This window comes from Filobacillus milosensis, from assembly GCF_004402015.1.
Lineage (GTDB): Bacteria > Bacillota > Bacilli > Bacillales > Alkalibacillaceae > Filobacillus > Filobacillus milosensis.
Map to the genome: position 1 here is coordinate 25499 of NZ_SOPW01000012.1, position 16316 is coordinate 41814.

The 16316-nt window shown below is 37.0% G+C and carries 13 protein-coding genes; 6 read left to right on the forward strand and 7 right to left on the reverse strand.

Annotation, left to right across the window (positions count from 1 at the left end):
- Positions 1-48 precede the first annotated feature (48 nt).
- The 3 genes from kynB to E3U55_RS11405 are packed head-to-tail and all read right to left on the reverse strand — an operon-like array spanning position 49 to position 4497.
- Positions 49-672 carry an arylformamidase gene (gene kynB / locus E3U55_RS11395; protein ID WP_134340584.1) on the reverse strand — a complete coding sequence of 208 codons (624 nt, stop codon included), beginning with the start codon at positions 670-672 and terminating at the stop codon, positions 49-51.
- Between the two features lie 12 nt (positions 673-684).
- Positions 685-1959 (reverse strand): kynureninase, encoded by a 1275-nt coding sequence (gene kynU / locus E3U55_RS11400; protein WP_134340586.1) that lies wholly within the window; start codon positions 1957-1959, stop codon positions 685-687.
- Between the two features lie 60 nt (positions 1960-2019).
- Complete coding sequence (locus tag E3U55_RS11405; protein ID WP_134340587.1) at positions 2020-4497, reverse strand: GGDEF domain-containing phosphodiesterase; 2478 nt, start codon at positions 4495-4497, stop codon at positions 2020-2022.
- Between the two features lie 191 nt (positions 4498-4688).
- Here E3U55_RS11405 and E3U55_RS11410 point away from each other — a divergent pair, with 191 nt between their 5' ends.
- The gene (locus E3U55_RS11410) at positions 4689-5129 is read left to right on the forward strand and encodes a DUF6376 family protein (RefSeq protein WP_134340589.1); all 441 of its coding nucleotides are present in this window, start codon (positions 4689-4691) and stop codon (positions 5127-5129) included.
- A 45-nt stretch (positions 5130-5174) separates the two neighbouring features.
- Here E3U55_RS11410 and megL read toward each other — a convergent pair whose 3' ends face one another.
- Entirely contained in the window at positions 5175-6374 is a 1200-nt protein-coding gene (gene megL, locus E3U55_RS11415; RefSeq protein ID WP_134340591.1) for a methionine gamma-lyase, read from the reverse strand.
- A gap of 110 nt (positions 6375-6484) precedes the next feature.
- The gene (gene rarD, locus E3U55_RS11420; protein ID WP_134340593.1) at positions 6485-7384 is read right to left on the reverse strand and encodes an EamA family transporter RarD; all 900 of its coding nucleotides are present in this window, start codon (positions 7382-7384) and stop codon (positions 6485-6487) included.
- A 133-nt stretch (positions 7385-7517) separates the two neighbouring features.
- Between rarD and E3U55_RS11425 the strand changes: the two genes are divergently transcribed.
- The 5 genes from E3U55_RS11425 (at position 7518) to typA (ending at position 12818) form a co-directional block, all read left to right on the forward strand.
- Positions 7518-7808, forward strand: a complete 291-nt coding sequence (locus E3U55_RS11425) for a HesB/YadR/YfhF family protein (RefSeq protein WP_134340595.1) — start codon at positions 7518-7520, stop codon at positions 7806-7808.
- Positions 7809-7823: 15 nt separating this feature from the next.
- Positions 7824-8264 carry a hypothetical protein gene (locus E3U55_RS11430; protein ID WP_134340597.1) on the forward strand — a complete coding sequence of 147 codons (441 nt, stop codon included), beginning with the start codon at positions 7824-7826 and terminating at the stop codon, positions 8262-8264.
- A 216-nt stretch (positions 8265-8480) separates the two neighbouring features.
- Complete coding sequence (locus tag E3U55_RS11435) at positions 8481-9506, forward strand: ArsR/SmtB family transcription factor (protein ID WP_134340599.1); 1026 nt, start codon at positions 8481-8483, stop codon at positions 9504-9506.
- Positions 9507-9587: 81 nt separating this feature from the next.
- Entirely contained in the window at positions 9588-10862 is a 1275-nt protein-coding gene (locus E3U55_RS11440) for an MFS transporter (protein ID WP_134340601.1), read from the forward strand.
- Between the two features lie 123 nt (positions 10863-10985).
- On the forward strand, positions 10986-12818 hold the full coding sequence (gene typA, locus E3U55_RS11445; RefSeq protein ID WP_134340602.1) for a translational GTPase TypA: 1833 nt from the start codon (positions 10986-10988) through the stop codon (positions 12816-12818).
- A 232-nt stretch (positions 12819-13050) separates the two neighbouring features.
- Here typA and E3U55_RS11450 read toward each other — a convergent pair whose 3' ends face one another.
- Both E3U55_RS11450 and E3U55_RS11455 read right to left on the reverse strand, forming a co-directional pair.
- Positions 13051-13485, reverse strand: coding sequence for a ferritin-like domain-containing protein (locus tag E3U55_RS11450; protein WP_134340604.1), 435 nt, complete (start codon positions 13483-13485; stop codon positions 13051-13053).
- A 103-nt stretch (positions 13486-13588) separates the two neighbouring features.
- Positions 13589-16186, reverse strand: coding sequence for a thermonuclease family protein (locus E3U55_RS11455; protein ID WP_194840899.1), 2598 nt, complete (start codon positions 16184-16186; stop codon positions 13589-13591).
- Between the last annotated feature and the right edge of the window lie 130 nt (positions 16187-16316).

Consider the following 16316-nt stretch of genomic DNA (forward strand, 5'->3'; position numbering starts at 1 on the left):
TGTAGACGGTGACCAATTCCTGCTATAGCCACAAAAAACACCCAAGCCTTAAGCTTGAGTGTCATCTTCTAAAATTGCCCGAACTGGACTGCCGTCAGCACCTTCAATATTAAGGGGGAGCGCAGTTAGTCGATATTCGCCAGGCGCAACATTAGATAAGCGCAGCCCTTCCAAAATATGAACGCCACTTTTTAATAAAGAATGGTGCGTATCTAAGGTCTTGCTGTCTAATGGGTCAACTGAAGGTAAATCAACGCCCAACAGTTCAATGCCATTTTCTAATAAGAACGGACCGAGTTCAGGGTCGATGATCGGAATCTGAGTTGGGAATTCATCACCAGTCCATGTTTCGGTTTTTAATAACACGCGACGAACGTTTGTAAAGTCGATGTCTTCAAAATCATTGACGGTGATCTCGCCTTTTGTTGAAACGTCTACAACGAGTGCCGGCCCCACAAAAATATCAAGTGGGAGTTGTTCAATGGTCATCCCGTTTGACTTAAAATGAAAAGGTGCATCAACATGCGTTGCCGTGTGACAGCTAGTCGTGATTTGACCTACATTAACAGATCCTGTTTCTTCCTGCGACCAGGTCAGGTCATAAGAAAAAGGTGTGTCTCCAGGCCAAGTCGGTGTATTCGCGTTAAGTAATCTGGAAATATCATAAATCATATGATCAACTCCTTATGCAATAATGCCACGCTCGTTTTTGTATGTTTTATAGGATTCATCATCCATAATCTTTTTAATCGTTAAAACGGTTTGATAAACATCCTGGAATGAAACATAGAATGCAACAGGTGCCAGCCTTATAACATTCGGTGAACGGAAGTCAGGAATAATTCCATGATCCTTTAAAGCTTTACAAATACTTGCTGCTTCTTTATGTTCAAGACATACGTGCCCACCACGATGAGCATCCTCTCGTGGGTTCCCAATCGTGAAGTTATAGTCTGATAACAGCTCCTCTACTAAATACATTAAGTAAGCTGTTGCCTTTAATGATTTTTCGCGTAAACGATCCATGCCTGCTTCTTCAAATAATTCAAGCGAACCAATTAATGGTGCAACGCTCAATACATGAGGAGTTCCAATTTGGAATGCACCGGCAGTATCAGCTGGTGTAAAATCATGCTCCATATCGAACTGTTTTTGTTTATCTGAACCGAACCATCCTGAGAGACCAGGTTCAACACCGAAGTGCTTTTCGTGCACAAACAAACCAGCGACTCCCCCAGGTCCGTTATTCATGTATTTATAGTGGCACCAATAGGCGAAGTCAGCCCCAATTTTATGAAAATCATGTGGGATTGCACCGACTGAGTGACAACCGTCCCACCCAATAGGGATGCCTTTTTCATTGGCAGCTTGGGTCACACGCTTTAAGTCCAATAACTGACCACTACGGTACAACACAGTAGGTAAAACAATTAGGGCTACTTCGTCGGTCATTGCCTCAATAATGTCATCCTCATGGATCGTTCTTCCGTCTCGACTTTTTACACGGATTAAATGTTCATCCGGGTCTAAGCCGTGTAATTTTAACTGACTTTTCAAAGCATAAATATCTGATGGAAAATTAAGTTCATCAGCTAAAATTTTTGTGCGTTTTCCTTCTGGTTTAAAAAAGGTAGCAACTAGCTGGTGTAAGTTTGTAGTAGTGGAGCCCGTAACAACGACTTCCTCAGGTTTTGCTCCAACTAATTTGGCGACTTTTTCACCTAAGTTCTCAGATAGATAGAACCAAGGGTGATCGCCACTCGTCCAGCCATCAATCCCAAACTCTTTCCAAGCGTTCATGACGTTGAGAAGTTTTTCCTCAGCTCGCTTAGACATCAATCCGAGTGAGTTTCCGTCCATATAAATCTGATTATCTTTTATGTAAAATTCATTTTTAAATTTTGATAGTGAATCTTGCTCATCCAGTTTTTTAGCGAAAGTTTCTGTTGCTTCAAACATACAATCCCTCCTAACCTCAATATATCATAAAAATAAAGAAGGGTGAGAAGATTAATCCCCTCACCCGAGCATAAATTCTTTAAATGTCTCTAAATCACAAGGCTTTGAAAAATAATAGCCTTGGAAATAAGCACAATTTAGTTTTTGTAAAAATTCAAGTTCTTCAGCTGTCTCAATGCCTTCAGCAATCATTGGGATATTAAGTTCACTTGTAAAGTTAGTAATCCCTTTTAATATCGCTTGATTTCGTTTGTTTAAATGGATGTCCTGGATGAATTGACGGTCAATTTTAAGGAAATCAATATTAAACATACTGACATGAGAAATGGATGAATACCCTGTACCAAAATCATCAAGCGCAAACCGAATCCCTAATTTTCTAAAGTCATTAATGGTTTTGTGAACAATTTCCGGGTCATGAATTAACGTTGTTTCTGTAATTTCAAAAATGATATTCCTGGCATCAACTTGGAAATGATTTAATGTATTTTTGACGTTCGTAATAAATGAATGCCTTAAAAAACGTTTAGGAGATACGTTATTAGAAACTGTTAAATCGATCTGATAATCCATTTTCCAACGTTGAATGATTTCACATGTTCTTTTAAATACAAATTCATCAATTTGGTGGATGAACCCTGACTGTTCCGCAATTGGAATAAAGGCGCTTGGCGGAATAAGCCCATGAACCGGATGCTTCCAACGCACTAGAGCTTCTGCGTAACTCGTTTGAGGACTGTCTTTCTTCATAATTGGCTGCAAGTAAACATCAAGTTCATTATTCTCAACAGCAAAATACAAATCTTGTTCTAATTCATAATCATTAAATGTTCTTTTTTCAACGTTCTCTTCGAAGATTTGCCAAGAGTTTTTACCTGTTCCCTTTATATATCGCACAGCACGGTCTGCGTTGTTTATAAGCTCGTTAAGGTTTGAGCCGTGTTCAGGGTAGTGGGTGACACCTATACTTGAAGTGACTTGCAGTGGATATTCTTCAATAACCATTTTACGTTCTAGTGATGCTTTTAAACGGATGGCAATATCGTCAATCGTTTCACCATCCCGGAGTTTATTAATCATAATAATAAACTCATCACCGTTTAATCGAGAAGCAATGCCTCGTTCTTCTACAATACTCTCAATTTTTGATCCAGTCATGACCAGTACTTTATCTCCAATGTCATGGCCTAGAGAGTCATTAATGGATTTAAAATTATCTAGATCCAAGTAAATCAGCCAAAACGGGTGCAATTTCTTTTGTGATAATAAGTTGTTAATATGTGATTCAAAGTTTCTGCGGTTTTTAAGTCCAGTCAGGTGATCGTGGTTTGTAATGAATTCCATTTGCTGTTCATAAAGTTTTCGTTCTGTGAAATCAATTAGGATTCCGTCAATTTGTGAAATGCGACCTTCTTGATCAAAGATAGGGATCGCTTGTTCCTCAACCCATTTAATTTCTGAATCACGAGAGATAATTCTATATTCATGCTTCACTTTATCACCGCGAAGCATCTTTCGCCTATTTCTAGAAAAACGTTTGAGGTCAGCTGGATGAATATAAGATGTCCAATTAAAGTCACTGTGATAAACATGTTCGACATTCACATTAATCATGCGCTCAATACCTTTAGAAACATAATCGAGACGCTTGTTATCTAAATTAAAGGAACATACAATCATATCTAGTGAGTCATAGATTTTCTGAAGCCTCTCATGGTTTGCTTCAAGGCTGTACTCCATATTCCGCAATTTAGTGACATCTTGAACAATCCCAATTAATCGTGTGACCCCTCCATTTTTATTGATGATACTATCCCCACGAACATGAAGAATTCGAACGTCATCATCTTCTGTCATGACGCGATAATCCATTTGGAAACTAGTGCCGTATTCAATAGCTTCTTCAAGAGCGGTTTTAAAACGATGATAATCTTTTTGATGAGTGACTGAGAGAATCTTCTCTAAATCTAACGGCTGTTTTTTCCATTCTTCACGATCGTAAATTTTGTAAACTGGGTCAGACCAGTGAATTTGATTATTTGGTATATCAACTTCCCATGTGCCAATATTGGCTACTGCTTGTGCAGATACCAATTTGTCTTTAATGCTGGATAGATCGATTAAATTTCTTTCAGTTTCAATTAAGTCATGAACAATAGTAAATAAACCAATCACTTCGTTGTTTTCATAGATTGGTGTACTCGTAATTTTTACAGGGACTTCGTAACCCGTTTTATGTAAAACTTTAGAATAGTGTTTAACCGAGCGTCCATTTAACACTTTATAAAAATAATCTTTAGTAGTGTCTCGAAAGTTATCAACTAAGAACTGGTCAAAAGGCTGTAGTGACAAATCCGATGCATCGTAACCAAACATATGAGTGATTTGGTTATTGAAATCTATGATTTTGCCAGTGTGGTCTATGGTGATTATACCGTCTGGAAAGTTCTTAAAAACGTTGTGGTACATGCGTAGTTGTGAATGGTCAAGGTGGTTTAGTTTTAGTGTTGTTTGATGCGTGAGATCCATCCCGGCCATAATAATTATTCCCCATCTCTATAAAACAATGATATAGTTATAAATACTTATGAAGTAGTATAGCATATCGGTGAGTTTTTTCCTATAAAATGTAGATAGCTAATAGGTTTTATTCTGAAGAAATAAAGGTATAATATATTAATAATGATTATAATAAAAATAGATCAGAATCAGAAAAAAGGAGTAGAGTAATGAGAGCCATTATTATTTTGTTGATTTTCACGTTATTAGCAGGCTGTGGACTTATAGAAGAAGTGAATAATACGCTTGATTATGGTAAAGAAGCAAAAGACTATGTCAGTACGATGGCGAGCTATCAAGATGATGTATCAACTTTCTTAAATAAAAAAGAATTAACACAAGAAGACTTTGAAGAATTAAAATCTATGATGGATGAAATTGAAGCGGAAGTGAAGGGCTTCAACGAACTTGAGCCACCGAGTGTAGCTGAAGGCGTTCATAACAAGATTGAGGAACAAAACAATCAAATTTTAGAAGCCATTGATGAAGCGAACCGCCAGATTGAGCAAGGCGAGTTTGATCAAAGTGCGTTTGAAAATCTGGAAATTGTTAAGTCTCTAGAAGAGTTAAAATCATATAGAGAACAGATTGAAAACTTCATGAATAATTAAGTGAAAAAGGTACTTGAGACGGGTCTCAAGTACCTTTTATTATTTTTACATTTTAGCTTCAGTTGCATTAACAGCGTTTAAGCTTTGTTCTAAGTCATTCCAAATATCTTCCCATGCTTCTAAACCGCATGACATACGAATAAGTGTGTTAGAAATACCCATTTTTTCACGTGTTTCTTCAGGTACAACAGCGTGAGTCATTGAAGCGGGGTGTTGGATGATTGTTTCTGCATCCCCAAGACTAACAGCAATCTTTAAGAATGATAAACGGTTAAGGAATTGCTGTGCCTCTTTTTTATCACCTTTTACTTCAAACGCAATGACACCTGCACCCAGTTTCATTTGTTTTTGAGCAATTTCATAATCTGGATTGTCTCGGTCAAATGGATAATAAACATTTTTAACATTTGGATGAGCTTTTAACTGATCAACAATCGTTTCAGCTGTTTGTGAATGACGTTCCATACGGATTGGTAACGTTTTTAAACCTCGAAGGAGTAGCCAAGCATCAAATGGTGACATCGCTCCACCAATGTCTTTTTGTGTCGTCATAGCTACTTCTGAGATAAATTCTTCTTTACCTACTAATAAACCGGCAACCACATCCCCATGACCACCAATGTACTTAGTCGCACTGTGAATAACGATATCACAACCAAGATCTAGTGGACGTTGTAGATAAGGGCTTGAGAATGTGTTGTCTACAACAACTGGAATATCGTATTCTTTCGCCACACGCGCCACCATTTCAAGATCGATAACTTTCATCGTTGGGTTGATTGGTGTTTCGACATAAATACAACTTGTCTCAGGTAAAATATGTTCTCGAATTTGTTCTTCGCTATCCATTGAAATGAAATCGGACTTAATATTATATTTGTCTTCCATTAAAGTCAAAAGACCAAATGTACAACCATATAAGCCTTGTGAACATAGAATATGGTCATTCGCTTTTGTTAAAGCAATTAATGTTGCAGAAACGGCAGCCATTCCTGTAGCAAACCCAAGGCCGGCTTCACCATTTTCTAAAGCAGCAATACGTTCTTGTAGTGCTGAGACTGTCGGATTACCTAAACGGCCATAAATGTAACCGTCTTCTTCACCAGCGAAACGGCGTTCACCTTGTTCTGCCGATTCAAATGTAAAAGTTGAAGTTTGGTAGATTGGTGTGGATAAGCTTCCTAAATGATCCTTAGAATCGTATCCAACGTGTACAACTTCTGTTTCAAAATTTCTTTTCTTCATGTATTTATCCCCCTTACCCATGTTAAACAAAATCTCACTATCTAATATTGTAACATAAAAACTGTAAGCGCTTTCTTAATTTTAAGATAAAAACGGGGACTAATCCCCGCTTAAGCTGCTTTGCTATGTTTTCGTTTTAATGTTCTAATTCGTTCATAGGAATAAAGGATTAGTCCGATCCAAATTAGGGTAAAGGTAATAGCGTGAACTTGTGTAAATGTTTCATTAAATAGAAATACACCTAGTAATAACATTATCGTCGGTGCGAAATACTGTAAAAATCCAACTAAGGATAGTGGAATGCGTTTAGCACCTTGCCCGAACAATAGAAGGGGAAGAGCGGTTGCAAGCCCGGTTCCTAATAGGACAAATCCTTCCCAACTAAAGCCAAGAGCTCCGAACTGATTAACTTGTAGATAAGTAATATAAACGATTGCAACTGGAGCTACAATTAAGGTCTCAATGGCCAACCCAAATATAGGATTTAAATCTACTGTTTTCTTTAATAGACCATAGAATGCAAAAGTGATGGCCATGCCTAGAGCAGCCCATGGGACAGACCCGAAGTTGTAAGTCATATAGAATACACCTAAAAAGGCAAATCCAATCGCTACCCATTGAAGTTTTGAGAATCGCTCTCTTAGAAAAATAATACCGAAAAAGATACTGATTAATGGGTTGATATAATAACCGAGACTTGCATCAAGCACACGGTCAGAGTTAACCGCCCAAATAAATATCACCCAGTTCAAACTGATTACTAAACCAGCGGCTGAGATACCGAGGAATTTTTTCTTATCCGAAATGATTTGGCGCCACTCGCCAATAAAGAGGTTCCATCTGCGAATAACTATAATAAATAAGATCATAAATACAAATGACCATAAAATGCGGTGGGCTAAAATTTCCCATGCTGGTACATGTTCAACAAGTTTCCAATAGAGGGGAAGGAATCCCCAAATGATATACGCGCTAGAAGCGTAAATGGTACCTAAACGCTCTTCTGTCATGAGTAACATCTTCTTTCTATGTATATATGATTTCTGAATTCTAATACAGTCAACCAACTTTTTCAATAAACATGCTTACGTTTGTTGTTTGTAAATGATTTCGTTAAACTATCTATATAAGGAGGCCGTACATTTGAATATTCATATTAGTGATGAAGCAGTTAATTGGTTTAAAGATGAAATGGATTTAGTAGAAGGTGATGTTGTTCGTTTCTTTCCGAAATACGGTGGAACAAGTGATTTCCAAGACGGTTTTTCCATTGGGTTAGAACCCGGTCGCGCTGACGTTGCAGGAGTAGAAGAAGAAAAACAGAACATTATATTTCAAATTGATGAAAAAGATGAATGGTTTTTTAAGGAACAAGATTTATATATTGATATTAAAGAGGGCGAGCTCGTGTTTTCGAACGAGTCGATCGAGTAATTTAGGAGGATTTCCATGGCTTGGACAAGAGAGGAAGCCTTTGATTTCTTAAAAACAGTTTATAACGATGAAGTTATGCAAGATGAAAAACGGCGAATTTTTAAAATGTTGAACCGTCAATTGTATGAACGTTTGGATGACTTGGCGATTAATAATGCCATATCTGAACGTGCCGAAAAACAATTATACTTTTTTAAAGAATTTACGTTCATGCCTGGCGATAATATTTTTCAATCGATACGTTATTTGTTTTTAATGGCGCGAGGTGAGAAAGAACGTGAAAGGCAAATCACAGAACGACACTTAGACCGCATTTATAAATCGTTATTCCAAGCAGCGGGTATGAAAAATCCGGTCATTCCTGAATCATTTTGGGAGACACCATTAGGGATTGCATGCACGATTGCCGAGAATGGGGTTGAAGAGGTTTACCCTATATTAGATGAAATGAAATAATCCTTCTCCACGATGGTGGGGAGGGATTTTTTGTTTGATGTCATGAAAAAGACCAATAGAAAGTATTTTTGTGACTGGAGAAGTATCATTTCCTCCGTCCATCGACCGATTTTGATTATAAGCTTCGATTTACATTGACTTAGAAGGTCATCCTCGCATATATTTATATTAACATCGAAACAGTTATTTAATCATTATCGTAAAGGGTGTTTGAATATGTCGCAAAAGGAAACGATTACTATACAAAATTCACTTGCACTAGATTGTTTATCTCTAATGTACAGAGTGACTAATGTTGACGTTGTGATTGATGAAGATATGGATAAAAGAGTTGCTCGCAACGATGAAGTTGAGCAATGGGTTAAACATGTCGCTGAGCAATTGGATGATGAGTGGAAAAAAGAATTTGAAGTGTTTTTTAATAGTGAGAGTTATATTGCCATATCAACGATTACTCATATAATTAGACACCAAGTTCATGAAACTGTGCCTCAATATATTAACATGCTAAAAAACATTGATGTTCAAACGCTATCAAATGGTTTTTTAAATGTTGGAATGAATCCGGATTATAAAGAAGTAGATTTTGAATCAACAGATCAAACATTACAAACTATACAAAAATTAAACCTGGTCGAAGAGGAAAAGTGGAAGTTACTATACTTAATTCACGATGGAGAACACACTAAACAGCGTCTAATCAAGTTAATTGAGTATTTCTACGAACATTTTTATAAAAATCGAGAAGATGAGTTTTATAGAAAACAGGAACGATATTTACAACAGTTGCACTCCGATGATTCAAAGTTAATTAAATTACTTAATAACTACGGGGGTCTTCAAGGTGGAAAAGATGTCCTGCTATTTCCATCTTATTGTCTCAATACAGGTGTCATCATTGCTCAAATTGCGTCTGAAGAGCCATTGATTTGTGTACTTGGATTGGAGCGCTTAAATGCTTTTGTTAAAGAAACTGATGACAAGGAAACCTTGGAGTTACTAAGAGTATTAACAGATGAACGACGCTTTAAGTTGTTGCAATTATTAAGTAAAAGACCATGCTATGGTTATGAATTGGCCCAAGAATTAAAAATTTCGAACTCGACTATATCTCACCATTTATCTACCTTATTAACCCATCAATTTGTTGAATCAAAACGCGTAGAAAATAAAGTTTATTATCAAACAAATAAAGAGGAAATAAAACAGGTCCTTGATCAATTTCAGTCATTGTTTAATTAAGAAAGGGTGGGCTTTCTTATGACCGAACATTCGATGTATATAGAATGTTTAATTTAATATAAATAAAAAGGGGTGTTGTTTATGAGTACACAAGTTGCTACAACGCATGAAATACATGAAAAAGAAGTCTCGTCGATTTTTAAAAACAAGAAATTCTTGTTATTCGTCTTAACATTTTTAGCATCAAGTTTTAGTGTTTCGTTTTTTATGTTCACTGTGAACTGGTATGTTGTTGATTTCTTAAGGCTTGAAGCGATGTTAGGGCTAGTTTTCTTTGCATCTTCAGTTCCTCGATTAATGTTTATGTTAATAGGTGGGGTAATAGCAGATCGTATTAATCGTGGGTGGATTATGTTTTTGTCTGACTTCACTAAAGGGGTTTTACTCATTGGTGTGATCGGTTTGCTAATGTTCGATATGCTGTCGATTTGGTTGTTAATCGGTTTGGCACTAGTATTCGGCTTGTTGGATGCCTTTTTCTGGCCTGCCAGTTCATCAATGCTACCAACTATTTTGAAGAAAGAAGAGTTAACAAGAGGCAATTCGATTGTTGAAACGGTGAGAAATATTTCTATTGTTACTGGACCAATTTTAGCGGGGGTTATCATTGGATTTGGTAGTTATACGATTATGTTTGCCATAGTCAGTGGAATGCTTCTTATTTCAGCTTTGGTTGACTGGATTTTAAAAAATAAAATAAATGATGAAGAATTACAAGACAAATCAGCCAACAAAGAAAAGCCGTCTTCGATTTTTTCTTCTATTAAAGAAGGGTTAGCTTATTTAAAGCAGTCACCGTTTTTATTAACGCTAATGTTGACGGTCGTATTTTTAAATTTAGCTTTTGCTGGTCCTTTACAAGTAGGGATGCCGATTTTTGCTAAAAATGTTTTGGGTGGGGATGAATTAACTTTTAGCACATTAAGCGCGGGTCTTGCGATTGGAATGTTATTAGGAACAATACTGGTAGGCGTATTAAACATTAGGAAGAAACGTGGTTTGGTTGCGGTGGTCTCTATTGGTGGGATGGCGATCTTTTATACAGCATTCAGTTTAATTGGTGTCTTTTGGGTAAATGTAGCTTTAGTTGTTTGCATTGGAATATCTGTATCATTTACAAATGTTCCTTTGACAGCGGCTATTCAACATCACACTGAAGAAAAATATATCGGTCGTGTTTCGAGTTTAGTACAGTTTTCGGCGATGGGACTTATTCCTATTTCGTATTTAATTACAACTATGTTTATTAGTCTTGGTGTCAAGATTGATCAAATCATGATGTATGCTGCGCTCACACTATGTGTGTTATCAGCGATTGTATTAATTAAAGCAAAATCTTTAAGAGAATTAGATTAAAATTAGGTATTATGGGCAATTTTTGTTATAATATAAAGGTTGAGTAATTTTTTAGAACGTCAACAAGTAATAGAGGGAAACGCGGTGCGTGTTTCTCTTAGGATACAGAATAGGAGAGTATTTATGCAAGAGAACAAAGACATTCGCAATATAGCGATTATTGCCCACGTTGACCACGGAAAAACGACATTAGTGGATCAGTTGTTACACTACTCAGGAACATTTCGTGATAACGAACATGTAGATGAGCGTGCAATGGATTCGAACGATTTAGAAAAAGAGCGCGGTATTACAATTTTAGCGAAAAATACGGCGATTAACTATAACGACACAAGAATTAATATCTTAGATACACCAGGCCACGCAGACTTCGGTGGTGAAGTTGAACGTATCATGAAAATGGTAGATGGTGTGCTACTAGTTGTTGATGCATATGAAGGTTGTATGCCTCAGACGCGATTTGTATTAAAGAAAGCATTAGAAGAAAAATTAAAGCCAGTTGTGGTTTTAAATAAAATTGACAGACCAAATGCACGACCTGAAGAGGTTGTTGATGAAGTATTAGATTTATTTATTGAATTAGGTGCAGATGATGATCAATTGGAATTCCCGGTTGTTTATGCATCAGCATTAAATGGTACTTCAGGTGAAGAACCGGATGAGTTGGATGAAACGATGGAGCCTGTGTTTAAGACAATCTTAGACTATATCCCGACACCAGAGCGTGACGTGGATGCGCCACTTCAATACCAAATTACGATGTTAGATTATAACGATTATGTGGGACGTATTGGTGTAGGGCGTGTGTATCGCGGACGAATGAAGGTTGGCGAGCAAGTTGCTTTAATGAAAAAAGACGGCAGTATGAAGAAATACCGTGTGACGAAGCTATTCGGTTTTATTGGTTTAAAGCGAATTGAAATCGAAGAAGCTGAAGCGGGAGATATCGTTGCAGTAGCTGGTATGGAAGACATTAACGTTGGGGAAACAGTTTGTGATGCTGAAAACCCAGATGCGCTTCCAATCCCTCGTATTGATGAGCCGACTTTACAGATGAAGTTCGTGACGAATAACAGTCCATTTGCCGGTCGTGAAGGTAAATTCGTAACAGCCCGTCAGATTGAAGAGCGTTTATTAACTCAGCTTGAAACGGATGTAAGTTTACGTGTTGAGAAAACGGACTCGCCTGATGCATGGGTTGTATCAGGTCGTGGTGAGCTTCACTTATCGATTTTAATTGAAAACATGCGTCGTGAAGGTTTTGAATTACAAATTTCTAAACCGCAAGTTATCATTAAAGAAATTGATGGTGTGAAATGCGAACCTATGGAACGTGTTCAAGTTGATGTTCCAGAAGAGCACCAAGGTGCAGTAATGGAATCTCTTGGCCAGCGTAAAGGTGAAATGCTTGATATGGCGAACCAAGGAAATGGTCAAGTTCGTTTAGAATTCAAAGTACCTTCTCGTGGATTAATTGGTTATGCAACGGAATTCATGACACAAACACGTGGTTTCGGTATTATCAACCACACATTTGATTCTTATGAGCCAGTTGTTGGTGGCCGTGTTGGTGGTCGTCGCCAGGGTGTATTAGTATCTCAAGAAAAAGGTAAAGCAACGAACTACAGTATTTTAGCTCTTGAAGATCGTGGTGTCATTTTTGTTGAACCAAATACAGAAGTGTATGAAGGTATGATTGTTGGAGAGCACAACCGTGAAAACGACTTAACGGTTAACATCACGAAAGAAAAAGCTCTAACAAACGTTCGTTCAGCAACAAAAGATAACACACAAACGATTAAATCGACTCGTAAATTAACGCTTGAAGAAGCGATTGAATATCTGGATGATGACGAGTATTGCGAAGTTACACCAGAATCGATTCGTTTACGTAAGAAAATCCTGAATAAAGGTGAGCGTGAGCGTGCGCAGAAAAAATCAAAATTAAATAGCTAATTCATGTAAAATCCGCTGATGAGTCAGCGGATTTTTTTATGTAAAAGGGAAAATTCTTTTAATCAAAGTTTAAACTCCATTAATTGGACCATGAACTTCATTAAAACGAAACCAAACTCCATTAATCAGCTTCTAGACTCTATTAAAATGAACTCAAACTCCATTAATCGCAATGAACACTCAAAATAAAAACCCTCTTGCTTAGATCTAAGCAAGAGGGTATACATATTTTTTATTGAAAATGTGGGTCCATTAATAGTCGATCAAGCTCTTCCATATGACCTGTTTCATCTGCAATCATATCATCTAACTTAACGGCAAGTTCTGTTAAGTTTAATTCTTCTGCTAATTGCTTACGCTCTTCATAACGGTCAATCGTTGCTTTTTCGGCATCTCGAGCAGCTTCGAGCATCTTTTTAACATCTGTTTCCTGAGGAACAGGTGCAGGCTGGACAGTAGGCGTGCCACCTAGAGACTTGATTTTTTCAGCTAGGTACAGCGCGTGACCTTGTTCGTCAGCAATTTCCCCCTCGAAAAAAGGTTTAAGTGTTGCGCGGTATAAACCAGTCACAACTGCAGCGTTGTTTGTATACATAATGGCTGCTGTGTATTCGTTGCTTAAATCTTCATTTAATCCATCAATCAATTTTTGCATTTTTTGATCCATCATATCATCCACCTTTCTTAAGGATTCTACAATTAATGTTCCCTAAGAGGAGGGATAAAAAACATAAAAAAGGAACTCGTATGACTACGAGTTCCGATAAACTTTATGATGCTTTATGTTGTAAAAGTTTATTTAATTCATGTTCAATTTTCTTCAAATACACGTCTTTGCCACTATTTCGGTACTTCAATAATGCTTTTTCGATATGATGTAATGCAGAATCAATATGTTGTGAAGTATTACCTTTAGTATTGATTTCAGCCTCTAATTCATTTTTAATTTGTTTAATTAAAAATTCGTTGCCGAACTGATTAGCTAATTCTACTAGCTGTTTAGCTGAAGTGGATAGTATATTAATTTCGTTTACATCATCTTCTGAACGAGGCATGATTTTATATTCATCATAGTTATAAGTTAAAACGCCAGTAATGGATTCATAAAAATGGTTCACCCCAACTAAGTGAGTATCTGAATCGATCACAAAGTTACCGGCAGAATCAACTGCTTGATAATTATTAAAGCCATCTTCGCATTCAACATAGAAATTTTTAATCGTAACGAGTTGACCTTCTAGTGATTCGCCAATCGAGTCAGATGTAATCACTTTTGGTTCTGGAACTCCAGTACCTTTTTCTACGATTGATATATTATCTTCTGCTGGCAGGATTTGAAGTAATCCAAAATACTCTTCAGTTCGAGCCTTAGCACTAATTTTATCTCCTACTTCTGCTCCAAAATGATTAGCGCGAACAACGATGCCTGCGGAGTCATCTTGTACGTAATAGTTGTACATCCCTCCTGCGTAAAAAGCTGCAGTAATGACTCCTTCAATATGAACTCGAGTATCTAACTCAGCTTCTCGAGCAAATTTAATCGATTGAAGAGGGATTTCTTTAATAACATCATCTTCACTTCGCGGCATGATTTTATACTCACCATAGTTGTAATCAACGACACCCGTAATTTCATCATAAGTTTCACCAACTGTGAGAAAACCAGCATCATTATCAATTACGAACTCTCCATTAGCATCTTTGGCTGTATAATCATTGTGTTCATCAACAGATAAAATTTCAACGTCCTCAATCGAGACTAACTGAGCTTCAACAGTTTCTCCAAGAACAGTCGAAGAAATAAGAGTAGAATCGATGGGTGTAGTATCTTTTTCAATGACTTCTGCATTCGCATTAATAATTTGCAGCATGTCATAGTACTCATCTGTCACACCTGAGGCTCTAATTCTATCGCCAACGTCAGCTTCTAAATCCCCTGTACGTACCACGATCCCTGCTGTACGGTCTTGGACATAGTAATTGGTTTTACCACTGCTTACAACTTTATGTGTAATTGTTCCTTCTATCGTTACATTTGTTCCAATTGGCGCTGTTCTTGCATCGGCAATGATAGGTTCGCGCTCGAAAGCAGGTTCATAACCCTCATTTAATGCAGTTAATTCATCTGCAAAAAAGATTCGAGCATCAACAGGCACTTCATTCCAATCATTTGGAAGGTAATACATACCTGTATCAGAATTAGCTACATAACGATAAAGCGCTCGATCATCATATCTTGATCGGAAAACAAAAGGCAGTTCCATTAGAGGTGTTTCTTCTGACCAAATACCTTTTTGTTGTTCTTTGGCTTCTCGGACAGCATTTTGATATGTCTCGTATGTTTCCATTGATCCGACTGGCCAAATGAAATACGTGGCAGCATAACCTTCTTTAACAAGCTCTAAATTTGTATTTAGTCCATCTTCAGTCCGAACGACTTCTCCTAAAACACGTCCGTAAGTATCTAACGGTTCTTCACCCACTTTGATGACAACTTCATCACCTGGTTCTAAAAGTGAACTTAAATAATCTTTAGCTAGTTCACCGTGATATTTTTGAGAATGATTAGGGTCTTCTAAAATTAATTCCTCAGCATAATTACTTTGATGATATGTCTCTGGGGTGTCCATATTAAGAAAGCGTATAGTTGTTTCACCTAAAATAGGTTCATTAACGTGAATTGTATCTCCATCGACAATTCGGTCAACTGTTCTAATGTATTCATCTTTTACTTCATTACTAGGCGGTTCAACCTCTTCGTGAGTTCCAATGTAGTCAAATGTATCTGTAGGAAAGGCGATCCATTCTTCGGAGGGGGAATAATTGTTTGTTAAATCTTGATCACCGCTAGTAACAGAAAAATCTCTCACTAACGTCATGTCTTGTGTTTTTGTCTGATTATCTCCCCAAAAATCTCCTGGGTCCACGCCGACTTTACCGATAGAGTCGATAACTTCACCTTGACGAGTGTCACTGTCGTAGTTCTTAAATAACACGATTGCATCGTCACCATTAAAGTTATAAGCATAAGAATTACCTGTTACGTCAGCTTGGTTTAAAATAACTTGATTAGCATTACTATGTGCTGTGACAAAAGTTTCCCCAGGAGCAAGATTACCTGCTAGAGTAAGTTCATTGGCATAACCATCACCAGCTTCTAACGATGCGCCATTAGTAAAACTCACAATTGAATAGTTCGTTAAATCAATCGACTGACTTGTCCCATTATATAGTTCAACGGCTTTATTATAGCTACTTCCTTCGATATATTCTGAGATGATTAAATCTTGATGACTGTCAGCTTTACTATTAATAGATAGAGTAACTATAAAAAGGGTTACAAAAATAAAATAGAAAAACTTCTTCACCCGAATTCCTCCTTTTTCCTCCATAAATATTTTTTAACAACTTAATTATAAATTTATATAGAATAAAAGTCTTGAAAATGGAAGAAATTAAGGAATAATGTCTAATGAAATTAAGGTGAGGTAGGAAAAT

Coding starts and splice junctions, on each gene's coding strand:
- kynB (WP_134340584.1), bottom strand. CDS start 672: ATGATTTATGATATTTCCAGATTACTTAACGCGAATACACCGACTTGG.
- kynU (WP_134340586.1), bottom strand. CDS start 1,959: ATGTTTGAAGCAACAGAAACTTTCGCTAAAAAACTGGATGAGCAAGAT.
- E3U55_RS11405 (WP_134340587.1), bottom strand. CDS start 4,497: ATGGCCGGGATGGATCTCACGCATCAAACAACACTAAAACTAAACCAC.
- E3U55_RS11410 (WP_134340589.1), top strand. CDS start 4,689: ATGAGAGCCATTATTATTTTGTTGATTTTCACGTTATTAGCAGGCTGT.
- megL (WP_134340591.1), bottom strand. CDS start 6,374: ATGAAGAAAAGAAATTTTGAAACAGAAGTTGTACACGTTGGATACGAT.
- rarD (WP_134340593.1), bottom strand. CDS start 7,384: ATGACAGAAGAGCGTTTAGGTACCATTTACGCTTCTAGCGCGTATATC.
- E3U55_RS11430 (WP_134340597.1), top strand. CDS start 7,824: ATGGCTTGGACAAGAGAGGAAGCCTTTGATTTCTTAAAAACAGTTTAT.
- E3U55_RS11435 (WP_134340599.1), top strand. CDS start 8,481: ATGTCGCAAAAGGAAACGATTACTATACAAAATTCACTTGCACTAGAT.
- E3U55_RS11440 (WP_134340601.1), top strand. CDS start 9,588: ATGAGTACACAAGTTGCTACAACGCATGAAATACATGAAAAAGAAGTC.
- typA (WP_134340602.1), top strand. CDS start 10,986: ATGCAAGAGAACAAAGACATTCGCAATATAGCGATTATTGCCCACGTT.
- E3U55_RS11450 (WP_134340604.1), bottom strand. CDS start 13,485: ATGGATCAAAAAATGCAAAAATTGATTGATGGATTAAATGAAGATTTA.